This window comes from Bradyrhizobium sp. (assembly GCF_016213215.1).
Taxonomy (GTDB): domain Bacteria; phylum Pseudomonadota; class Alphaproteobacteria; order Rhizobiales; family Xanthobacteraceae; genus Bradyrhizobium.
In genome coordinates this window covers 1-21,049 of the sequence record NZ_JACRAW010000088.1, presented here as the reverse complement: position 1 = coordinate 21,049, position 21,049 = coordinate 1, and the positions used below count along the sequence as shown (strand labels likewise).

Here is a 21,049-nt window from a genome sequence, read left to right as displayed (position 1 = left end):
GGATACCGGTTTCGGACACGATCATGCCCCCAAACGACGAAGCGACGCATATGACCGAGCATGCCAAACTTGAACTGCTGAGAATGCGGAGCGTCCCGGCGTGACCCAATACATTCTCATCGGACTTGGTATCCTCATCGCCGTCCTGACGGTCATCAGTGCGCTTGGCGTGCTGCCGGCCCTGCGCATCGTTCCCGACAACACCCATTTCGACTTCACGCGCTTCCGCCGCATCAGTTTCCCGATCTCGGCGGTCCTGTCGCTCTTCGCCATCACGCTGTTTTTCACCCATGGCCTGAATTTCGGCATCGACTTCAGGGGGGGCACGCTGCTGGAGGTCAAGTCCAAGTCCGGCACTGCCGACATTGCCGGGATGCGGGCGGCCCTGAGCAGTCTCAACCTCGGCGAGGTCCAGTTGCAGCAGTTCGGCGGACCTGCCGACGTACTGATCCGCGTCGCGGAGCAGCCGGGGGGCGATGCGGCCCAGCAGGAAGCGGTACAGAAGGTCCGGAGCGCGCTCGGGGATTCGGTGGATTATCGCCGCGTCGAGGTCGTCGGTCCGCGCGTGTCCGGCGAGCTTCTGGCCTACGGCATGCTGGGCCTGATGCTAGCGATCCTCGGGATCCTGATCTATCTCTGGTTCCGCTTCGAGTGGCAGTTCGCGCTGGGTGCCATGATCGCCAACGTGCACGACATCGTGCTCACGGTCGGTTTCATGTCGATCAGCCAGGTCGATTTCGACCTCACCAGCATCGCGGCGCTGCTGACGATCCTTGGCTACTCGCTCAATGATACGGTCGTGATCTACGACCGTATCCGCGAAATGCTGCGGCGTTACAAGAAGATGCCGATGCCGCAATTGTTGAACGAATCCATCAATTCGACATTGTCGCGCTCGATCATCACCCACGTCACCGTGACGCTGGCCTTGCTGGCGTTGCTATTGTTCGGCGGCCACGCGATCCATAGCTTCACGGCGGTCATGATGTTCGGCGTGGTGCTGGTCGGCACCTACACCTCTATCTTCATCGCAGCACCGATCCTGATCTATCTCGGCGTCGGTACCACCCGCGCCGAGGCTCCGGATACGCCAGTGAAGAAATAGGCGGGATTCGAACAGCGGTCCCGCGACCCGCCGGGGCTAGGGAGCCAGATTCGGACCAAAGCCATGCCATCGAGCAACGCTCCGCATTTTCCAAGGTCGGCGCCGATCGACGCCTACGGAAAGGGCGGTTTCGCATTTGCCGGCATGTCGCATCGCGGCTCGCTGCTCTGCCTGCCGGACTCGATCTGGGCCTGGGACATCACTAGCCCTGAGCAGATCGACAAATATTCCCTGGAAAAAGTGATCGCGGCGGCCAACAGCATCGACACGCTGCTGGTCGGTACCGGCACCGGCGTCTGGCTGGCTCCGGCGGAGTTGCGTCAGACGTTCCGGACGCTCCAAGTGACGCTGGATACCATGCAGACCGGTGCGGCGGTCCGTACCTACAACATCATGATCGGTGAGCGGCGTCGCGTGGCGGCGGCGCTGATCGCCGTGCCATGAGCGCAGGCGAGGTGCCCGCCGATGCGGCCGCGTTCTGCGCCGAGCTCGTGCGCAGCCACGATTTTGTGCGCTACACCGCCACGCTGTTTGTTCCGGCTCCCGAACGCCGCGCGCTGCTGGCGCTCTATGCTTTCAACGTCGAGATCCTGCGCGTCCGCGACCAGGTCACGCAGCCATTGCCCGGCGAAATCCGGCTGCAATGGTGGACGGACATGCTCGCCGGCCATGGCCATGGCGGTGTCGAGGGCAATCCGGTCGCGGCGGAACTGTTGCGTGCGATCCGCGACTTCGGCTTGCCGCTCGCGCCGCTGTCGCGCCTGATCGAGGAACACCAGTTCGACCTCTACAACGATCCGATGCCGACCATGGCGGCGTTAGAGGGGTATATCACCGAGACCTTCTCGGCTCTGTTCGGACTGGCGGCGGGGATTGCCGGTCCGCCATCGGAAGCCGGCGATCATCTCGCCCGGCATGCAGGACTGGCGCAGGGGATGGTGCAGGTCATCGCGAATCTGCCGCGCGATGCTTCGCGCCGTCAGCTGCTCGTGCCGCAGCAACTGCTCGAACTCCATGGCAGCGGCATGGAAGAGGTCTTCGCCGGCAGGCAGACGCCGAGGCTGCGCGCGGCACTGGATCAACTGCTCGGTGAGGCGCAGCAGCATCTGAAAACCGCATTTTCGCTTCTTGCCGGCGTGCCGCCCGAGACGCGCAAGGTGTTCCTGCCGCTTGCAATGGTGCACCGCGACCTAAGGCGGCTGTGGCGCGCGGACAATGATCCCTTTGTGCCGCAGCCCACCTCTCGGCTGCGCACGTTGTGGACGCTGTGGCGGGCGTCGCGATCGCGTGAGTTTTCTTCCCGCTAGCGGCATTGCCGCCCGCCATGCGAGAATGGAAGCAGCAATGGACCGGTCTGAACCTGACCGGCTGATTTGCGAGCGCGAGACGGCCGGATCGCTCGGATAGGTGAAGCAGATATGCCGGATCCAATTGAAAACAACTCGCGGGCAAGCCAGCGCCGGCTGGAATTCGATCCAACCGGTTTGCCGGTCGCGATGACTGACCTGCGCGCCGCGGCTGAGACCATCCGGGGCTCGATCGTCGCGACGCCTTGTCATCATAGCAGGACGCTCAGCGAGATCTGCGGTTGCGACGTTTGGCTCAAGTTTGAGAACCTTCAATTCACCTCCTCCTTCAAGGAGCGGGGCGCCTTGAATCGACTCAATGCGTTGTCACCCGACGAACGGCGCCGCGGCGTCATTGCGATGTCGGCGGGAAATCACGCTCAGGGCGTCGCCTATCACGCCAGGCGGCTCGGCATACCCGCGACCATTGTCATGCCCATCGGCACGCCGATGGTGAAGATCGAAAACACCAGGCGCCACGGCGCGGAGGTGATCGTAACGGGCGCGACCCTCGAGGAGGCCGGGGAATTTGCGCAGAACCATGGCCGGGCGCACGGGCAGATCTTCGTCCACCCCTATGACGATCCGCTGATCATCGCGGGACAGGGCACGGTTGCGCTGGAAATGCTCGAGGCCGTCCCCGAACTGGATACGCTCGTCGTGCCGATCGGGGGCGGTGGGCTGATTTCCGGCATGGCCATAGCAGGCCGGTCTCTGCAGTCTGAACTGCGTATCATCGGAGTGCAGGCCAGGCTTTACCCGTCGATGTACAACGCCATCAAAGGTACCGATCTGCCCATGCGTGGCGACACGCTCGCGGAGGGTATCGCGGTCAAGTCGCCGGGGAAAATTGCCACAGGCCTCGTCCGCAGGTTGATTGACGACATCGTTCTCGTGACGGAAGCCGAGCTTGAACGGGCGGTCGCGACGCTGATCTCGATCGAAAAGACGGTGGTTGAAGGCGCAGGCGCCGCCGGCCTTGCGGCGTTCCTGGCGAATTCGGGAAGTTTTTCCGGCCGAAAGGTCGGACTGGTGCTGACCGGAGGAAACATCGACACGCGACTGATCGCCTCCGTCCTCACCCGCGAGCTGGCGCGCGAGGGGCGCCTGACGCAGCTTGCGATCGATATCGTCGACAGGCCGGGTCAGTTGGCGGTGGTCGCGGCGCTGCTCGCCGAGGCCGGAGCCAACATCATCGAGGTCTCTCATCAGCGGACATTTTCCGACCTGCCAGCCAAGGCGACCCTGCTGCAGCTCGTGATCGAAACGCGCGATAGCGCTCACCTGGCCGCCGTCATGGCTAGACTTGCCGCGTCGGGCCTGAGTGCGCGCTGCACGTAGAGCAAGCGTGCAACATGTCGGCGCATCGAGTTGCGACGCCAGATCAGCTCGATGGCAGTTTCAGGTCGGCGGCTTCGAAATTGAAGCGGTCGCGCAGGTTCTTGCGCTGCTCGAGAATGTCCTTCAGGAACGCGCGGTCGGTCTCGCTCGTCATCATCGGCTCGATCAGGTCGACCTGGTTCATCGCCACCAATTGCAGGATCTCGGTACGTGGCTTGCCGCCGGAATCGCGCGGCAGCGCGTGCACGACCTGGATGTGTTCCGGCGGTCTGGGTCCCTTGGCGGCTGCCAATTCATTGCGGAGCTGGCCTTCGAGCGCCGCCTGGTCGGCCTCGACGAAGGCATAGAGTCCAACCCCGCTGCGCCGGTCGGCGAAAGCGACAATGGCCGTATCGCGCACGGCGGGGTTCTTGCGGATCAACTCGATCAGGACCGGCGCATCATTGACCAGCCTGCGGCCGCCGCCTTCGCGATCGGTGAAATTGAAGATGCCTCGGGTAACGGCGCGGTAGACCTTCTTGCCCGTCATGAGCCAGAGGCTTGCGGCCAGCGACTTGCGCGCGAGAATCTTGCGCTCCTTCGGCGTCAGCGTCTGCGGCGCATAGGTGCGCTTGTGCTTCAACAGGTGCCGAAGGTCCTCGTAGGCGGCGATGCGGAACAGGCGGCCGCGACGCTTGAAGCAGGCCGCCAGCTGGAAATCGGTCACGTAGGCGCGGCCGTCACGGCCCACCAGCCAGTTCTGCTCCTTGGCGAGGTCGTTGTGGCAGATGCCGGCCCGGTGCAGCTTGTGCAGGGCCGTTTTGGCTGAGCGGAAATAGGCAACGTTGCCATGCGGCTTTGCCAGGTGCAGCGCCACTCCGTCGATGAACCCGCGGACCAGCGCGCGGCGCCCGGCCCACAACAATTCCGGTCCAACCCTCAAGCCCTTGGCGAGAGTCAGCGCACGCCGCTCGCGGCCGAACAGGTGAAGCGCAAGTCCGAACGACCACCACGGCACCTGGTCGAGCCGGCGCAGCACCGCATCGACCTCTCCGGCGTCGGCGCGGAAGCGGCCGCGTTCGACAGTCGAGAAAACGTCGCGCTTGAGCAGCACGCCCTCGGTCCAGCGTGCCGAAAGCACTTCGGTGTCTTTCCTGGGCAGGCTCATCAGATGCTCACGCCGCCGCCGCGATGCGCAGATTGTCGGCGATCCATCGGTCGAGATCAGCCAGGGCGCGGGCGCTGATCGCCTGCCGCTTCGCGATCGTCTTCTCGTTGCCGCGCAGGCGCGTGCCGTCGGGTTTCTTGGTCGGGGCGCGCTCCAGCGGCGGGAACAGCCCGAAATTGATGTTCATGGGCTGAAAGGAACGCGTGCCGGGCTCGATGGTCTCGATATGGCCGCCGGTGATATGGCCGAGCAGCGAACCGAGCGCGGTTGTCGGCGGCGGGCTGGCCAGCGTCTCGCCACGAGCATCGGCTGCGGCGTAGAGGCCGGCAATCAGCCCGACGCTGGCGGATTCGACATAGCCCTCGCAGCCGGTCATCTGGCCGGCAAAGCGCAACCGCGGCTCTGCGCGCAGCCGCAACTGGGCATCGAGCAGCTTTGGCGAATCGAGGAAGGTGTTGCGATGCAGCCCGCCGAGCCGCGCGAACTCGGCGTTCTCGAGCCCGGGGATGGTTCGGAAAATGCGTTGCTGCTCGCCGTACTTCAGCTTGGTCTGGAAGCCGACCATGTTGTAGAGCGTGCCGAGCTTATTGTCCTGGCGCAGCTGCACGATGGCGTAGGGCTTGGTAGCAGGATCATGCGGATTGGTCAGCCCGACGGGTTTCATCGGGCCGTGGCGCAGCGTTTCATGACCACGGGCGGCCATCACCTCGATCGGCAGGCAACCGTCGAAATATGGGGTGCTCGCTTCCCACTCCTTGAATTCGGTCTTCTCGCCCGCGATGAGCGAAGCCACGAAGGCGTCGTACTGCTCTTGGGTCAGCGGGCAATTGATGTAATCGGCGCCGGTGCCGCCGGGACCGATCTTGTCGTAGCGGGACTGAAACCAGGCGACCGACATGTCGATCGAGTCCCGATGCACTATCGGGGCGATCGCGTCGAAGAAGGCGAGGGCGTCCTCGGCCGTCAACTGGCGGATGGCATGCGCCAGCGACGCCGAGGTGAGGGGGCCGGTGGCGATGATCACGTTACGCCAGTCCGCCGGCGGCAGGGTGGCGACTTCTTCCCGCTGCATCTCGATGAGGGGGTGGTCATTGAGTGCCCGGGTGACGGCGGCGGAGAAGCCTTCGCGATCGACCGCCAGGGCGCCGCCCGCGGGCACCTGATTGGCATCCGCCGCGCGCATGATCAGCGAGCCCAGCCGGCGCATCTCGGCATGGAGCAGCCCGACGGCGTTGTTGGCGGCATCGTCGGAGCGGAAGGAATTGGAGCACACGAGTTCCGCGAGCCCATCCGTCCGGTGCGCCTCGGTCATCCGCCGCGGCCGCATTTCATGCAGGATCACGGGCACGCCTGCTCTCGCGACCTGCCAGGCGGCTTCGGAACCGGCCAAGCCAGCACCGATGACGTGGACTGCTTCCGAAGGGGATTGGTTACCTGTCATGGGCGCGACAGGTAGCGCTTTTCGGCCCGGAGTGGAATCACGGATCGTGCTTTTCCGAACCTGATCTCGCTTGCAGGAGAGAGTGCAAACCGGAACCAGGTTTGCAGCTGGCTTTTGCGTCTGCCCCTGCTGGGGCCGGATACGACAACGCCCGCACGAGGCGGGCGCTATCCGTTAGGACGATCGGCTGATCCGGGTGATCAGGCCTTGTACTGGCCGGAGGCTACGCGCGGAATATCCGAGCGATCAAGGCCGATGTCAGCCAGTTCACGGTCGCTGAGCTGAGACAGCTCATTGAAGTTGCGATGATACTCCCGGAGCTTCTGGATCATCCGAATAAGCGAGAGCAACATGGTATAGTCTCCTGTATCGCGATTCAGCCCTTCCGGGCCGGATCGTTGAAGTGAATATAGCCACCTTTTTGCAGTGCGGAACTTCCTATGTTGCGATGCAGCTAAGCGCAAAACGCATGGCAAAGGTAAGGACTGCTTAACCTTCGGGGAGTGTAGGGCGAACTCTCACGGATGACCTCAGATGCCTCCAGATTGCAAGAGAAACCCCGTATAATCGCGGGATTCGATCGCGTGATGGATTTCCTTGCCAGTTGAACCGACCCCATCAGGGCCTTGGCAAGGCCGCTCGAGCCGGCTTCACCACAGTGGTTTAGCATGCGCGAATCGCATGCAGTTACCGCCTCGAAAACGAATCGGAATTCATTTCTTTTGGTGTGGTTCGGGCCGGTTCCCCGGCCATCAGCTCCGCTCCTCGACCTTGCTGAGCCGGGTAGGGCGGAGGTGGAATGAGTTTGTCAGCTTCAGGGTCTATTTCAGGGGGCGCGCGCCAGCTGGCTGGCAAAATAGGCGACGGTCCGCGCATAGACCTTGCTCTTGTTCCACTGCTGCAACACCACGAAGTTGGGACTTTCCGGCTCCCAGTCCTTGCCGCGTTGCCAGCCATAGCCCGCCAGGTAGTTGGCAGTGGACGCCAGTACATCCGCCGGACTGTGCAGCAGGTTGCGGCGGCCGTTGCCGTCGAAATCGACCGCGTATTTGATCCAGGAGGACGGCATGAACTGGGTCTGGCCGATCTCGCCGGCCCAGGCACCGCGCATTTCATTGGGCGCAAGGTCGCCGCGCTCGACAATGCGTAAGGCGTCCATCAACTCGCTGCGAAACAGCTCCGCGCGCCTGCAATCATAGGCGAGGGTCGCGAGCGCGCGCAGGGTGGAAAACTTGCCCGTGTTGGCGCCGAAGTCCGTCTCCAATCCCCAGATCGCAACCAGCACCTCGCCGGGCACGCCATAGGCTTGTTCGATGCGGGAGAGGACCGACCCGTATTGCTTCATCAGGTTGGAGCCGCGCGCCAACCGGGGAGGGACCATGCGCCCGGAAAACTCTTCAAAGCTCTGGCTGAAGACCTTTTGCGATCGGTCGCGCGTCAGGACGGATTGATCCAGGGTGACGCCGGCCAGACCTGCGGCAATCGCCTGTTGCGAAATTCCCTTGGTGGCCGCCTCGGCCCTGAATTCGGCGAGCCAGGCATCGAAATTGCCTGAGCCGCAATTGGCTGCAAACGCGGAGTGGCCAGACGAAATCAGCGCTGCGCTGAGCACAAGTGCTGGGAGAAAGCGACGGCAGATCCTCTGGTTCATGATCGAGGTATTCGAATGCATGCGCTGGTGACCGGCATCGTGAATGTCGGCTGCAACAGCGGCCAAAACAAGGCCCGGCGAAGCGGGCCGATTACCGCCGGGTGGCTCAGTTGCTGCGGTTCGAAGTGTCTCATGCAATTGATGCTGCCGCCGGTCATCGACAAGGCGGCAGCGAGTGACGTTCAAGCCGTTGACTCAGCGGCGGCTGCGATCGCGCCATGGAAATAGATTGGCGGGAAAATCCGCGGCGGGCTTGCGCGGGCGACGGGGTGGCGGAGGAATAGGCCGCGCATTGGGATCAGCGACGACCAGCTTGCGATAGAGGTGCCAGGTGGCATGGCCGAGCAGGGGCATCACGATCGCAAGCCCGAGGAAGAAGGGCAGCGATCCCAGCACAAGCAACACCGCTACGATAAGGCCCCACACCGCCATTGCCATCGGATTCCTGGCGACGACGCGAAGCGAGGTGACCATCGCTTCGCCCGCGCCGGCATGCCGGTCGAGCATCAGCGGGAACGACACGACGCTGATGCACAGCGCAACCAGCGCAAACAGGAATCCGACGCCGCAGCCGACCACGATCAGCCACCAGCCTTGCGATGTTGTCAGCACGCGGCGGAGGAAGTCGGGAATTTCCGCGGCGGCTTCGTTGCCGAAAGCGGCGACGTAGATGGCCTGGGCAGTCGCAATCCAGGTAACGAACAGCGCGAGCAGGAGGGTACCAAGCCCGAGCATCGCGCCGAAGGATGGCGAGCGCAGGACTTCGAGTGCGTCCCAGGCAGCGGCCTCTTCGCCACGCTCGCGCCGGCTGCTGAGCTCATAGAGTCCGATCGCGGCAAACGGTCCGACCAGCGCGAACCCTGCCGCAAGCGGAAACAGGAGTGGCAGCACCGAGTAGCCGAGCACAATTCGCGCGAGCACCAGCCCGAGCACGGGATAGATCAGGCACAGGACGATGGCGTGACTGGGCACCGCCTCGAAGTCCTCCCAGCCGCGCCGCAGCACATCATGCAGATCGGCAAGCCGGATGGTTCGGATCGTTAATCCAGCCGCTTCGCCGGGCTGGGCCATGGAGGGGACATTGCCCTGGTACGGTGTGGCCATGGACGCTAGCTCCCTTGCTGCGCGGCCGGATTTCGCGCCGGGCGCGGCGCAGGCGGCCGCTTTGAGAAGGGTTCGCAATCCTGACCAGACGCGAGATCCTGCGTGCGGGATCGCGAGCCGGGCACCAGCCTACTCTTGAAGCCGGGATTCCGGCGCTCAATCTTGGGTGAAAGAATGATGCCGCAATGAAGGCGGAACATGTCATCCGGTCGTCATTTCGCCGCAGATCAGCTGATGCTGCGCGTCATGCTTCGCTTGCGCGAACAAAGCTGAGTGCCTTTAATCGGCGCGCAATGTATGTTGGGACTTTCATCCATACCATCCGGGAGCAGACATGAGCATTTTCGGAAAGATCATGAGCGCTATTTTCGGCAGTGACGCCGGTGCCGCCCCTGCGGGCGGAACGACTGCCGGAACCGGCAGCGGATCGGCTGCGCCGTCGTCCTCGGCCACGGCTGCACCCGGCGCTCCCGCGAAGACCGTGGACGTCGCGCCGATCCTGGACAAGGCGGTCGCCGCCAAGAAGGGCGAAAAGCTCGAGTGGCGTACCTCGATCGTCGATCTGATGAAGGCGCTGGATCTCGATTCCAGCCTTGCCGCGCGCAAGCAACTGGCCAAGGAACTCGGTTACACCGGCGATACCAACGACTCCGCCAGCATGAATGTCTGGCTGCACAAGCAGGTCATGTCCAAGCTCGCCGCCAATGGCGGCAGGTTGCCGCCGGAAATCAAGCACTGAGCCAACACCTGCATTGGTTGAAGAGGCCCGTGGCATCCACGGGCCTCTTTTGCATGGCGCGGCGGCAAGACCGCAAGTACGTCGGCGGCTCACGCCACCAGGTCGGCATATTCCGGGTGCCTGCGCAGATAGACCGCCACAAAGCTGCAGCCGGCCACGACATTGCGGCCGTCGCTCCGGATCAGATCCAGCGCGCCCTTGACCAGGTCGGACGCAATGCCGCGGCCGCGCAGATTCCGCGGCGTCTCGGTGTGGGTGATGACGACCGCCGACGGCGTCAGGCGGTAGTTTGCAAACGCCAGTTCGTCGCCGACGTCGAGTTCGAAGCGGCTTTTTTCCTTGTTGTCCCGAACACTTGCCATGATCTCGAAGCTTTTCGTTAAGGCGGAATTGAAGCTCGTCATGTAGGCGCATGAACGCGAAATTGCAAAGAGACGACCAAGGGGAGCGTCCATTGCAGGGATATCTCGCGAATGCGCATCTCGGTCTATCTTCTGGGCTCTCTGGCCGCTTTGGCGGTGGCCTTTCTGACGCCGTCGCCGGCGTCCACCCAGACTAACCAGAGCTGGGAAACCTGCATCGGCGCAACCAGCATGCCGGATCAACGGGTGAAGGCCTGTTCGGCCGTGATCGATGCCAAGAGCGAGACCGGCGACAAGCTCGCTGCCGCCTATTGCAACCGCGGCCATGGCCTCACCGAAAAGCACGAGCTCGATGCCGCGCTTGCCGATCTCGACGAGGCGATCAGGATCCACCCCAAATATCCCTGCGCCTTCAGCAATCGCGGGCGCGTCTACACCTTCAAGGGCGATTTAAACCGCGCCATCGCCGACTATGACCATGCGATCAAGCTCGATCCCTCGTTCGCGCTCGCCTACAACAACCGCGGCGATGCTCGCCGCAAAAAGGGCGACGTCAATGAAGCCCTGGCCGACTTCAGCAGCGCGATCAAGCTCGACCCCAATCTCGCAATCGCCTACAACAACCGTGGCTACGTCTATTATCGCCAGCACGAGACGGCGCGCGCGATCGCCGACTACACCAGGCAGATCGAGCTTACGCCCGACAACATGCTGGCCTACATCAGCCGCGGCAACGTCTATCGTGACAGCGAGCAGCTCGACCGCGCCGCAGCCGATTATGGCAAGGCAATCACGATCGCTCCGACCGATGCGCGCGGCTGGCGCAACCGTGGCATGATCCGCCTGTTCAAGGGCGACAGCAGAGGAGGCCTGCAGGACTACGACAAGGCCCTGCAATACGATCCCGCGGATGCTTATTCGTGGAACAACCGCGGCCAGGCCAAGGTGCGGCTGGGCGACAAGCAGGGCGCCATTGCCGATTTCAGGAAGGCGCTCGAGCTTCGCCCTGATCTCCCGACAACGCGCGAATCCCTCCGCAAGCTGGGCGCGCTGTAGCCGCTGCGTACGGCGAAGGCGGGCGTCGCGGTGTGCGGTTCGACGAACTCGGTCGGGCCGGTTTGCCGCCACCGCGATCAGCGGTCTGTCAACTTCGACTGATCGACAAACCTCGTCCGGCGCCATGTGGAAGCCGGCCTTGCGGGGCCTCGGTCGATGGCGATAAACAGGGCGGCACAAGCGGCCTGCCTGCGCGAAGTCCGCCATCGAAGAGGAAGCCCCATGCAGCCATTGCGGATGTCGCGCCGCGTCGCCAACCTCGCCTACATGCTGACCCAGAACGCCCGCCGCCACGGCGACCGGATCGGCTTCGTGTGGGGCGAGCGATCCTGGACCTGGCGCGAGATCGACGCGTCGGTCTCGGCGCTGGCGGCGGCGCTGTCCAAACGCGGGATCACCAGGGGCGACCGCATTCTCGTCCATTCCAAGAATGGCGACGAGATGTTCTTCTCGATGTTCGCGACCTTCCGCCTCGGGGCGGTGTGGGTGCCGACCAATTTCCGCCTGATGCCCGACGAGGTCGCCTATCTTGCGCAGGCGTCGGGCGCCAAGGCCTTCCTCTGTCACGGCGATTTTCCCGACCACGCCGCGGGCGTTACAGGACCTGAATTCATCTGGAGCATCGGCGAGGCCGGTTCGTTCGGCGAGAAGTCGGTGGCGGAAGCGATCGCTTCGCAGGCCGGCGCCACGGTCGAGAACGCCGCGGTCGAGTACGACGATCCGTGCTGGTTCTTCTTCACCTCGGGCACGACGGGCCGTTCCAAGGCCGCCGTGCTGACTCACGGCCAGATGACCTTCGTGGTCACCAACCATCTTGCCGACCTCACGCCGGGCACGACCGAGCAGGACGATTCGCTGGTCGTGGCGCCGCTGTCGCATGGCGCCGGCGTGCATCAATTGATGCAGACGGCGCGCGGCGCGCGCACGGTGCTGCTGCCGACCGAGAAGTTCGACATCAACGAAGCCTTCCGCCTCATCGAGACCCATCGCGTCAGCAATCTCTTCACCGTGCCGACGATCCTGAAGATGATGGTCGAGCATCCCGCGGTCGAGAAATACGATCATTCCTCGCTGCGCTACGTCATCTACGCCGGCGCGCCGATGTATCGCGAGGACCAGAAGACCGCCTTGAGGAAGCTCGGCAAGGTGCTGGTGCAGTATTTCGGCCTCGGCGAGGTCACCGGCAACATCACCGTGTTTCCGGCGGCGCTGCATGACATCGACGACGGCCCGCAGGCGCGGATCGGCACCTGCGGCTTCGAGCGCACCGGCATGCAGGTCTCGATCCAGGACGACGACGGCAACGAGCTCAAGCCGCACCAGGCCGGCGAGATCTGCGTGATCGGCCCGGCGGTTTTCGCAGGCTATTTCAATAACCCCGAGGCCAATGCGAAGGCGTTCCGCAACGGCTGGTTCCGCACCGGCGATCTCGGCCATGTCGACGAGGAGGGCTTCGTCTACATTACCGGCCGCGCCTCCGACATGTACATCTCCGGCGGCTCCAACATCTATCCGCGCGAGATCGAGGAGAAGATTTTGACGCATCCGGCCGTAGGCGAGGTCGCCGTGCTCGGCGTGCCCGATCCGACCTGGGGCGAGGTCGGCGTTGCCGTGTGCGTTCCGCGCGAGGGTGAAAAGCCGGTGAGCGAAGCCGAGATGGCTGCGTTCCTCGCGCCCAAGGTGCCGCGCTACAAGATGCCCAAGCGCTTCTTCTTCTGGGAGGCGCTGCCGAAGTCGGGCTACGGCAAGATCCCCAAGCGCATGGTCCGCGACGAACTCGAGGCGCGCGGGCTGCTCGATCTCAACAACAAGGGGTGATGGCGGACGATGCGCAACATCAAGCAGCCCGGATCGCCGACGCCAGAGCGCATCCAGTGGGTGGAGGCGAGGGGACGCGCGTTCTCCTTTACCGTGCAGGCCGGCCTGCCGCTGCTCGAAGCCGTGCGGCGGGGCTTTGCCGCCGAGGGTTTTGCAAGCGGCACGCTGAACATCACGAGCGGGACTCTCGGTCCGTTTGCCTACGTGATGCCGGCGCTGTCGAAGACCCGCGAGCACGCGGCGTTCTACAGCGAGACGTATCGGCCGGCAGGCCTCACCAAGCTGATGCTGGGCCGGATGACGCTGGGGCAGCGCGACGGCGCGCCGTTCTTCCACTGCCATGCGCTGTGGATGGAAGATGGCGTCCGGCTCCGCGGCGGCCATGTCCTGCCCGAGGGGACGGTTGTCACCGAGCCGTTCGAGGTGGAGGCGTTCGGCATCGAGGGGGCGACGTTCGTCGCGGAGCCGGACCCCGAGACCAACTTCAAGGTGTTCAGCCCCGTTGCCTCCGCCACGACCGGCGCCCGCACCACTGCGCGGGCCTTTGCCCTGCGGCTGCGACCGAACCAGGATTTTGCCGGCAGCCTCGAAGGGTTCTGCCGTGAGCGGGGCATTGCCCGCGCCACGCTTCATGGCGGCGTCGGCTCGACCATCGGCGCGCGCTTCACCGACGGCCGCACGGTCGCGCCCTTTGCCACCGAGCTCGCCGTCACCGAGGGCACCATTGCGCCCGGCGCCGCCGGAGAGCTCGAGGCTCAGCTCGATGTCGCCCTGGTCGACTACACCGGCCGCATCGCCGACGGCAGCCTGATCCGCGGCGACAATCCGGTGCTGATGACCATGGAGCTGGTGCTGGAGGTCTTGGAGTAGGTGGGCACCACCTTCGCTAGTGAAGTCCAAAGATGCACTTTGTCGGCGCAATCGTTCCTGATATGTTCCAAACCGCCGTTTGAGGTCAGGTACGGAAGTTGGGGACGGGGAATATGGCTCGGGGTCGAAGTCGCAACATCAGATTGCCCGCGCCGTATCTCCGGCGGGTGTGGCTCGATCGCTCGCGGGTCGAGGACTGGGAGGCTTATCCGTTCTGCCTGCCGTTTTTCCGGGATGAGTTCGAACTCAGCTTCGATACCGCCATCACCATTATCGTCGGCGAGAATGGGACCGGCAAATCGACCATCCTGGAGGGTGTCGCCGCGCTGGCCGGCTTTGCCAATGCCGGCGGTGGCAAGGGCTACAGGCTGCTCGAGCACGCCGAGGGCTATGAAGTGACGGGCGAGGAGCTGGCGCGCGCGCTGCGCGGCAGCTGGGTGCCGAAGATCAGCAACGGCTGGTTCTTCCGCGCCGAGACGTTTTTCTCGATTGCGCGCTATCTGGATCGGGCGGCGGTGGAAGCCCAGGTCCTGCTCGAAGAGGCGGGAGGCGAGGCGACACCGCAATTGCGCCCGGACTTTCTCTCTTTCTCACATGGCGAAGGCTTCCTGCTGTTGTTCGAGGAGCGGTGCCAGCAGCAGGGTCTCTTCATCTTCGACGAGCCGGAATCGGCGCTGTCGCCATCGCGCCAGATGCAGTTCCTCAAGCTGTTGCAGCGCATGGACCGCGCCGGCAACTGCCAGGTCATCATGGCCACTCACGCGCCGATGCTGATGGCCTATCCCAATGCGCGACTGCTGCATCTGAGCAAGTACGGGCTGGAGCCGATCGCGATCGAGCAGACCGATCACTTCAGAGTCATGCGCGAGTTCTGCGATGATCCACGGGGATTTGTCGAAGCGACGCTGATGGAGTGATAGGTCGAGCTCAAACACTGAACCCAAGGGGTATCAAGCAAGATGCGGCGCATCGGCTCATTCACTGCTGCTCTGGAAAACTGGATCGTCCGCTTTCGCGGACGATGACACTGAGCACGTGGCGCTGCGCTTCCAATGACAATGCTGCCAATTCCTCATCCTGACAGCTTGTGAAGCTTTCGGATTTCGCATTTTGCGGTCCGCAGGTGGGAGGGGCGGATTGTTGCGAAGCTGCGGCCGAGTGCTTGGTGTGGTGCTCAGGCGGTTTTGAGTCGGTGGCCCTGTAGGATGTTGTTGGTGAGAGCGTACCAGAGCACGACGGCACGGACTTTTTCGAGGCCGCACGGTGAGTTGCCGCAGGTCCCAGTTGCGCCAGCGGGCGTGGATGCACTCACAGACCGATCGGAGTCTGTACTGGGCCTTGCCAGCCTCGCTTGCCATCCGAACCCGCCAGGCCAACACGCCCGGGCCGTCGCCGCGCCGCGGCAGGGAGGGATCGGTACGGTGTTTGGATTGTGTGGGCGGACAGTAGACCTCAATCCCTTGATTGTGCGCCCACTCGATGTCCTCGGCGCTGCCAAAGCCGCCATCGACGAGATGGCAGCCTGGAAGGCGGCCGGTCTGCGCGCGCAAGCGATCCAGCATTGGCCGCATGAGGCCACGATCGGAGCCGGCATTGGTCACATCGAACCCGACGACGATCTGCTGGCCGGCCGCGCTCACCACCTGCACATTGTATCCGGGGCGGAAGCCTCCGTCGGCCATCTTCATGACGCGAGCCTGCGGGTCCGTGGTGGAGGCACGCGGCTCCTTCGGCTTCTTGCCATTGTTGCGCTTTTCTTCGCGCGCCTGGCGCTGTCGCTTGATCTCGGCGAGCGCGGCCTGCGCTGCTTTCAAGCGCTCGGTGCGCTCACGCGCCGCTCGCTCCTTGGCCGCCTTGATGCGCTGGTTGCTGGAATCGGAGCGCGCCTCGACCTCGCGCTTGAGCTCCGCCACGACCGACTGCGCGGTCGCCAGATGCCGATCGAGGGTTGCTTCGCGCCGGAACGACGCGGCCCCGGCGCTCGCCCGGATCCGCACACCATCCTGCGCCAGCTTGTTGAGATCGACCAGGCCCACTTCCGCCAACACCGCCAGATGCTCGGCAAGCAGCCGGTCGAGCAGATCGGCATATCCGACCCGGAAGTCCGCCAATGTGTGGTAGTTCACCGAGACGCCGCCACACAGCCAGCGATAGACATCGTGGCTCTCGCACAGGCGCTCCAGAGCCCGAGCGCTTCCCACCCTGTCGCTGGTCGCATAGAGCCACAGCGCCAGCAAAAGCCGCGGCGATGTTGCCGGATGACCAGGCCTGTCGCCCCGGGCCTTGATCCGATCCTCAAGCTCGCGCAGGTCAAGACCTTCGACATAGGACCAGATCACTCGCGCCGGATGGTCTTCCCCGATCAGGCTCTCGATATCAACCGCTCGCAATTCAATCTGATCCCGCCGCGGCTCGCGCAGACGCGGCGCGCCCGCCGACCCCGCATCGGTTTGTCGTTTCGCCTGTTCAGGCAGTTCTCCGAACAGCTTGTCTTCAGCCATTCTCCACCCTCTGCAAATCAATGCTTGCAGGGAATCACACCTGCACCGCACCGGCTACATTTTTCGCCCAAGCCAACAAAAATTCACACGCTCTGAGGAGCGCGAAAGCGCGTCTCGAAGGATGAAGGCCCCGCTGGTGGCCTCGCCCTTCGAGACGCGCGCCGATGGCGCGCTCCTCAGGACGAGGATCCTCTCTCGCCAGTTGGATTCGAATTTCAAACAGCCGAAGGGGACATGGGAGCGCATTCTCGCGGCATTTTCTGCCCGAGTTTTGCGTGACTTCCACACCCTCTTCAAAGACGAGGGCGCAGGGAAGACCGGGTGCCCGCTGCACCCGCGGTCTCGTGTGCGAATTGCGCAAGGAAGCTGCACACGAGCATACAGGTACAGCCGACGACACCCGGCCTTCCCTGCGCAGTGGGTTTACGGCTTATGGCGTGCTCTCCCCGGAGACGAATTCGTCTTGCCTCCGTCGCCTCGCGAATTGACGGCGAAATCGACCCGGTTGGGGCGACATCGCCTCCGCAAGGCTTGACACCAGCAACGGGTGCCAGGACCACACGGTTTTGCCGTACGCGATCCGTCTTCGCCTGACGGCTTCGCCGGACTTGCGCCCGCCATGCCGTCAAGAAAGCCGGAGAACAACGTCGTTCGTCCTGCGCGCCGGCTTCTCGCTCACGGATTTCGGCTCAATCCTCCATCCGCCCTGCGATCACCTTGCGCGCCGACGCTGTCGCGTCCACCGCATCCCAACCCACGTTTCGTGACGACGCGTACGCCCCTCGTGTCGGGTGGGACGGGAGTGATATAGGGCAATTCCGAATTCGGGAAAAGAGAATTATTTCTGCGGCCGGATCTGGACGCAGGTGTGGTGTGATTTGCCTGTCGAGGAGCGCAAGGGCTGGTAGCTCGTGGTTGCTCGCAGGTTGCATGAGCAAAGAAGCAATATGCACTTCACAGTCGCTTTCTAGATCGACTCCCGCGCTCATCCAGGGTTGAGACGGCCCGCTCAGGAGCGCTATGAATGCAGGGACTATGAGGACCCAGCAATGGTCACATTGCCGGTTCAATCGCATTGAAAGGAGGGCTGGCGTTTGGCGGACGATTTTCTTCAGTTCATGGAAAAGCGGGTTCAGGAAAAGCATCGGCCGATCATCGACGCTTTTCGAACCCTGATGCGCCGCATGGCGCCCGAAGCGGAGGAGCGGATGCGCGGCGGAACCGAAGCCTATTATTCTGTGCCTGTCTATCGCGTGAAACGTGACATCGTGGCGATCAGCCCCAACAAAGGCGGCGTCACCTTTTCATTCACAAAGGGAGCGGCGTTCGACGATCCCTTCAAGCTGCTCGGCGGAACGGGAAAGACATCCCGGAATGTGCTCGTGCGGAGCATGGATGATTTTCACGAAAAGGCTCTCACCCACTACATCCGGCAGGCCGTCAAATTGGATGGCCAGTGACTGCAGCTTTGTAGCCATGAGCGCAGCGATATTCCGGGGCCAGAGATCGGCTCACCGGGTCTGCGCAAAGCTCGGCCCGATGATGGGATCCGGCCTAACCCGCCGCTGTCCGCGGCGAAACGGCGGGTTGCGCTTCGCCTGGCGGCGCTACACCTACTATACTGTCAGGGGAGCAAAAGACCGGGAGGACGCCATGACCCATACCCTGGTTCCCAGTGATCGCGTGGAGCACGCCGCCGTCTACGGGCGCGACGGCGCAAAGCTCGGCACGATCGAGCGACTGATGCTCGACAAGTTGACCGGAACGGTTGCCTACGCGGTGATCAAGACCGGCGGGCTGCTTTCCAGCCACCACCATTATCCAGTCCAGTGGGGTGCACTCAGATATGACCCGAGGCGCGAGGCCTACGAAACCGCGCTGACGCTGGAGGACCTGCGCGCGGGGCCGTCCGAGTTCGAAGGCGAAGCCTTCGACTGGGGCGACCGATCGCGGTCCTACCCGCACCCGCACTACTGGACGATCTAATGGTCTAGTGGTGTAGCCCGCATGAGCGCATGTAGGGCGGGTTAGCGAAGCGTAACCCGCCTCTTATTGATCGATTGCGAAACGGCGGATTACGATTCGCTAATCGGCCCTACGCGCTGGCTGGACCTGCAAGGCCAGTACGACATTGGCGTGGTCGAACGCGAGAAGGGCGCGGAAATTGCTCGGCGCGTGAGGCCAGCCGATGCAGCGTGACCGCTTCGTCTTGAGCTGCGGAAAGTGGATGTCGAGATTGATGTTACTGACGCAGGTTCGTGGAGCAGCGAGCATAGTAGCCGACATGAGCGCAGCGGCATGCAGGACACCGCGGGCCTCATTCGGTCCCGAATGTCGCAAGGCTCATCCTGACTTCGCTCGCTACATCCTTCTTGTCAGGTTTTCTGCCGCGGCGGACCTGAGTTTCCGCGAACCGCGAGCGTTCGGTGCGGGCATTGGATATTGAGACATTTCTGGCAGAAGTGGAGGTAGTACGCTGGATAGTGCATCAGGGCGAAAGTGAAGTACGGGATCGCCAGGTACTCGCTCTTGAGAACCCAAAAGATCGGCATCAGCACCACTGCATACAGCACCACGTTCGTGCCAATCCTCTCTGCGCGGGTGAGCGGAGAGGTGACATTCTTGCGGATGATCCACTTGGTCAGGAACGGCGGCGCCTGGACGCAGGCGTTGTGAAACTTGATGTGCGGGCATCTCGGGCACACCCAAAGGTGCATGATGCCGTAGACGACACCGATTATCACGAAACCATAATAGCTGACCGACAGGAGCGGGCTGGTTCGCCAGATCGCGATCGCTCCCAGGATGGTGAAGCCGTGGAAGCTGGCCTGCATCCACACTTGTTCCAGCAAGCTGAATTGTCCTGTGCGGCAGCTCATGCGCATCGTTCCTGTGCAACGGCATAGATGTGTACAGTGTCAACTTTAGCCTTTACTCGGCATCGTTCACAGTGTCAACATGCTCCCATGACGCGCCCGAAGCCGAGCTATCATCACGGAAATCTCCGAAATGCCTTGTTCGAAGAGGCGGTGAAGCTGGTGGAGCAAGCGGGCGTGGAGAACTTTAGCCTACGCGAGGCGGCGCGCCTGGTGGGCGTTTCCGCAAACGCCGCCTACCGTCATTTTGCTGACAAGTCGGAATTGCTCGCGGCTGTCGCCGAATTCGGTTTTGGCCTTTTGGAGCGGCGTCTCCTCGCCGCCATCTCTGCGGTGTCAGATCAGCCCACCGCGGCCGCTGCTGCCATTGAGCGGATAAGGGCCGCGGGGCGGGCGTACGTCGATTTCGCGGTGGAGCACCCGGAACTGCTTCGGGTGATGTTTGGATCGAGCGGGCTCGCCACCCTCGAGAAGGACAGTTCTCTCCAACCGGCTCCCTTCGTGCTGCTCAGCAACGCGCTCGATGCTCTCGTGCGCGAGGAGGTGCTCCCCGCGGATCGCAGGGCGGGCGCAGAGTTGAAGGCCTGGACCGTCGTGCACGGTTTCGCCTCGCTGGTCATCCTGGCCGGCGGCGCAGATCAGAGGAGGGCGAAAAGAGCCGCAGATCTCGAAACGCTCCTCGACTTTGCGATGGTCGGCTTGTGCGGGCGGCTGGACTAGCGTCTGTACTCAAGGGATTCCTGTTCGAGCTTGGCGCGCCCAGGATGAGTGGAGCGCAGCGATACCCATCAAATTGCTGGCAGTCGGATTGAGCCGATAAGGAGGATTGGTTGCGTCTATTTAGGGCAGAGATGCCGAATCCCTGGTCCGATCGCTTCGCCGAGCGGGCCAGGAAGTGCTCAACGTGGCAGAACACGCCGCAAGCGTGCGCGATGCGGACGTCATCCAGTCGGCGTGCAACTTACGTAAGCTTCGTAGCTCTGCAGATCGGAGTTCACTCCGCCGCTTCGCTCGCGCCGCCGCTTTTCGGCTTCCTCGCCTTCTTCAGCACCGGCTCCAGGAACTTCCCCGTGTAGCTGCGTGGCGCCTTGACGATATCCTCCGGCGTGCCCCAGGCGACGATCTCGCCGCCGCCGTCGCCGCCTTCGGGGCCTAGGTCGATCACCCAGTCCGCGGTCTTGATGACTTCGAGGTTGTGCTCGATCACGACCACCGTGTTGCCCTGGGCGACCAGTTCGTGCAGCACTTCGAGAAGCTTCTTGACGTCGTGGAAGTGCAGGCCGGTGGTGGGCTCGTCCAGGATGTAGAGCGTGCGGCCGGTGGCGCGCTTTGACAGCTCCTTTGCCAGCTTGACGCGCTGGGCTTCGCCGCCGGACAGCGTGGTGGCCTGCTGGCCGACATGGATGTAGTCGAGGCCGACGCGATGCAGCGTCTTGAAGGTTTCGCGCACGCGCGGCACCGCCTTGAAGAACTCGGCGGCTTCCTCGACCGTCATGTCGAGCACGTCGGCGATCGACTTGCCCTTGAACAGCACTTCCAGCGTCTCGCGGTTGTAGCGCTTGCCCTTGCAGACGTCGCAGGTGACGTAGACGTCGGGCAGAAAGTGCATCTCGATCTTGATGACGCCGTCGCCCTGGCAGGCCTCGCAGCGGCCGCCCTTGACGTTGAAGGAGAAGCGCCCGGGCTCGTAGC

At 63.3% G+C, this 21,049-nt stretch carries 20 protein-coding genes and 1 pseudogene; 12 read left to right on the top strand and 9 right to left on the bottom strand.

What is annotated here, in order from left to right:
• Positions 1-100: 100 nt before the first annotated feature.
• The 4 genes from secF (at position 101) to HY852_RS15355 (ending at position 3,792) form a co-directional block, all read left to right on the top strand.
• On the top strand, positions 101-1,105 hold the full coding sequence (gene secF, locus HY852_RS15370) for a protein translocase subunit SecF (protein ID WP_291605622.1): 1,005 nt from the start codon (positions 101-103) through the stop codon (positions 1,103-1,105).
• A gap of 63 nt (positions 1,106-1,168) precedes the next feature.
• Entirely contained in the window at positions 1,169-1,549 is a 381-nt protein-coding gene (locus HY852_RS15365; protein ID WP_291605621.1) for an MTH938/NDUFAF3 family protein, read from the top strand.
• Positions 1,546-2,412, top strand: a complete 867-nt coding sequence (locus HY852_RS15360; protein ID WP_291605620.1) for a phytoene/squalene synthase family protein — start codon at positions 1,546-1,548, stop codon at positions 2,410-2,412. Before HY852_RS15365 ends, HY852_RS15360 begins: the two co-directional genes overlap by 4 nt.
• A 111-nt stretch (positions 2,413-2,523) precedes the next feature.
• Positions 2,524-3,792 (top strand): threonine ammonia-lyase, encoded by a 1,269-nt coding sequence (locus HY852_RS15355; protein WP_291605619.1) that lies wholly within the window; start codon positions 2,524-2,526, stop codon positions 3,790-3,792.
• Positions 3,793-3,835: 43 nt separating this feature from the next.
• Here the strand turns inward: HY852_RS15355 and HY852_RS15350 are convergent, their stop codons facing one another.
• The 5 genes from HY852_RS15350 to HY852_RS15330 all read right to left on the bottom strand — a co-directional run bounded on the left by HY852_RS15350 (position 3,836) and on the right by HY852_RS15330 (position 9,135).
• Positions 3,836-4,939, bottom strand: coding sequence for a serine/threonine protein kinase (locus HY852_RS15350; protein ID WP_291605618.1), 1,104 nt, complete (start codon positions 4,937-4,939; stop codon positions 3,836-3,838).
• 7 nt (positions 4,940-4,946) lie between these two features.
• Positions 4,947-6,380 (bottom strand): methylenetetrahydrofolate--tRNA-(uracil(54)-C(5))-methyltransferase (FADH(2)-oxidizing) TrmFO, encoded by a 1,434-nt coding sequence (gene trmFO / locus HY852_RS15345; RefSeq protein WP_291605617.1) that lies wholly within the window; start codon positions 6,378-6,380, stop codon positions 4,947-4,949.
• A gap of 200 nt (positions 6,381-6,580) precedes the next feature.
• Positions 6,581-6,733: a DUF1127 domain-containing protein gene (locus HY852_RS15340; protein WP_291605616.1), complete on the bottom strand. Its 153-nt coding sequence runs from the start codon at positions 6,731-6,733 to the stop codon at positions 6,581-6,583.
• Between the two features lie 473 nt (positions 6,734-7,206).
• Positions 7,207-8,031, bottom strand: coding sequence for a lytic murein transglycosylase (locus HY852_RS15335; protein ID WP_291605615.1), 825 nt, complete (start codon positions 8,029-8,031; stop codon positions 7,207-7,209).
• Positions 8,032-8,226: 195 nt separating this feature from the next.
• On the bottom strand, positions 8,227-9,135 hold the full coding sequence (locus HY852_RS15330; protein ID WP_291605614.1) for a DUF2189 domain-containing protein: 909 nt from the start codon (positions 9,133-9,135) through the stop codon (positions 8,227-8,229).
• 334 nt (positions 9,136-9,469) lie between these two features.
• Here HY852_RS15330 and HY852_RS15325 point away from each other — a divergent pair, with 334 nt between their 5' ends.
• A complete protein-coding gene (locus HY852_RS15325; RefSeq protein ID WP_291605613.1) occupies positions 9,470-9,874 on the top strand; it encodes a DUF3597 domain-containing protein in 405 nt (134 codons plus the stop codon).
• 89 nt (positions 9,875-9,963) lie between these two features.
• On the opposite strand, the gene HY852_RS15320 is transcribed toward HY852_RS15325, so the two are convergent.
• Positions 9,964-10,239: a GNAT family N-acetyltransferase gene (locus tag HY852_RS15320; protein ID WP_291605668.1), complete on the bottom strand. Its 276-nt coding sequence runs from the start codon at positions 10,237-10,239 to the stop codon at positions 9,964-9,966.
• Positions 10,240-10,347: 108 nt separating this feature from the next.
• On the opposite strand from HY852_RS15320, the gene HY852_RS15315 reads away from it, so the two are divergent.
• The 4 genes from HY852_RS15315 (at position 10,348) to HY852_RS15300 (ending at position 14,897) form a co-directional block, all read left to right on the top strand.
• Positions 10,348-11,292, top strand: a complete 945-nt coding sequence (locus HY852_RS15315; protein WP_291605612.1) for a tetratricopeptide repeat protein — start codon at positions 10,348-10,350, stop codon at positions 11,290-11,292.
• Between the two features lie 222 nt (positions 11,293-11,514).
• Positions 11,515-13,110 (top strand): acyl-CoA synthetase, encoded by a 1,596-nt coding sequence (locus tag HY852_RS15310; RefSeq protein ID WP_291605611.1) that lies wholly within the window; start codon positions 11,515-11,517, stop codon positions 13,108-13,110.
• Between the two features lie 9 nt (positions 13,111-13,119).
• Positions 13,120-13,980, top strand: a complete 861-nt coding sequence (locus tag HY852_RS15305; RefSeq protein WP_291605610.1) for a DUF296 domain-containing protein — start codon at positions 13,120-13,122, stop codon at positions 13,978-13,980.
• Between the two features lie 113 nt (positions 13,981-14,093).
• On the top strand, positions 14,094-14,897 hold the full coding sequence (locus tag HY852_RS15300) for an AAA family ATPase (protein WP_291605609.1): 804 nt from the start codon (positions 14,094-14,096) through the stop codon (positions 14,895-14,897).
• A 257-nt stretch (positions 14,898-15,154) separates the two neighbouring features.
• Here the strand turns inward: HY852_RS15300 and HY852_RS15295 are convergent.
• Positions 15,155-16,481 (bottom strand): annotated as a pseudogene (locus HY852_RS15295) (IS1182 family transposase).
• 1,094 nt (positions 16,482-17,575) lie between these two features.
• On the opposite strand from HY852_RS15295, the gene HY852_RS15290 reads away from it, so the two are divergent.
• Positions 17,576-17,941, top strand: coding sequence for a DUF1801 domain-containing protein (locus HY852_RS15290; RefSeq protein WP_291605608.1), 366 nt, complete (start codon positions 17,576-17,578; stop codon positions 17,939-17,941).
• A 193-nt stretch (positions 17,942-18,134) separates the two neighbouring features.
• Entirely contained in the window at positions 18,135-18,467 is a 333-nt protein-coding gene (locus tag HY852_RS15285) for a PRC-barrel domain-containing protein (RefSeq protein WP_291605607.1), read from the top strand.
• A gap of 389 nt (positions 18,468-18,856) precedes the next feature.
• On the opposite strand, the gene HY852_RS15280 is transcribed toward HY852_RS15285, so the two are convergent.
• Positions 18,857-19,360, bottom strand: coding sequence for a hypothetical protein (locus HY852_RS15280; protein ID WP_291605606.1), 504 nt, complete (start codon positions 19,358-19,360; stop codon positions 18,857-18,859).
• Between the two features lie 87 nt (positions 19,361-19,447).
• Here HY852_RS15280 and HY852_RS15275 point away from each other — a divergent pair, with 87 nt between their 5' ends.
• Positions 19,448-20,077, top strand: coding sequence for a TetR/AcrR family transcriptional regulator (locus tag HY852_RS15275; protein WP_291605605.1), 630 nt, complete (start codon positions 19,448-19,450; stop codon positions 20,075-20,077).
• Between the two features lie 274 nt (positions 20,078-20,351).
• Here the strand turns inward: HY852_RS15275 and HY852_RS15270 are convergent.
• Positions 20,352-21,049: ATP-binding cassette domain-containing protein (locus HY852_RS15270; RefSeq protein ID WP_291605604.1), on the bottom strand; the 698-nt coding region annotated here is incomplete at its 5' end.

Coding starts and splice junctions, on each gene's coding strand:
- HY852_RS15315 (WP_291605612.1), top strand. CDS start 10,348: ATGCGCATCTCGGTCTATCTTCTGGGCTCTCTGGCCGCTTTGGCGGTG.
- HY852_RS15340 (WP_291605616.1), bottom strand. CDS start 6,733: ATGTTGCTCTCGCTTATTCGGATGATCCAGAAGCTCCGGGAGTATCAT.
- HY852_RS15310 (WP_291605611.1), top strand. CDS start 11,515: ATGCAGCCATTGCGGATGTCGCGCCGCGTCGCCAACCTCGCCTACATG.
- trmFO (WP_291605617.1), bottom strand. CDS start 6,380: ATGACAGGTAACCAATCCCCTTCGGAAGCAGTCCACGTCATCGGTGCT.
- HY852_RS15325 (WP_291605613.1), top strand. CDS start 9,470: ATGAGCATTTTCGGAAAGATCATGAGCGCTATTTTCGGCAGTGACGCC.
- HY852_RS15360 (WP_291605620.1), top strand. CDS start 1,546: ATGAGCGCAGGCGAGGTGCCCGCCGATGCGGCCGCGTTCTGCGCCGAG.
- HY852_RS15300 (WP_291605609.1), top strand. CDS start 14,094: ATGGCTCGGGGTCGAAGTCGCAACATCAGATTGCCCGCGCCGTATCTC.
- HY852_RS15355 (WP_291605619.1), top strand. CDS start 2,524: ATGCCGGATCCAATTGAAAACAACTCGCGGGCAAGCCAGCGCCGGCTG.
- HY852_RS15365 (WP_291605621.1), top strand. CDS start 1,169: ATGCCATCGAGCAACGCTCCGCATTTTCCAAGGTCGGCGCCGATCGAC.
- HY852_RS15335 (WP_291605615.1), bottom strand. CDS start 8,031: ATGAACCAGAGGATCTGCCGTCGCTTTCTCCCAGCACTTGTGCTCAGC.
- HY852_RS15305 (WP_291605610.1), top strand. CDS start 13,120: ATGCGCAACATCAAGCAGCCCGGATCGCCGACGCCAGAGCGCATCCAG.
- HY852_RS15350 (WP_291605618.1), bottom strand. CDS start 4,939: ATGAGCCTGCCCAGGAAAGACACCGAAGTGCTTTCGGCACGCTGGACC.
- HY852_RS15275 (WP_291605605.1), top strand. CDS start 19,448: ATGACGCGCCCGAAGCCGAGCTATCATCACGGAAATCTCCGAAATGCC.
- HY852_RS15330 (WP_291605614.1), bottom strand. CDS start 9,135: ATGGCCACACCGTACCAGGGCAATGTCCCCTCCATGGCCCAGCCCGGC.
- HY852_RS15280 (WP_291605606.1), bottom strand. CDS start 19,360: ATGAGCTGCCGCACAGGACAATTCAGCTTGCTGGAACAAGTGTGGATG.
- HY852_RS15285 (WP_291605607.1), top strand. CDS start 18,135: ATGACCCATACCCTGGTTCCCAGTGATCGCGTGGAGCACGCCGCCGTC.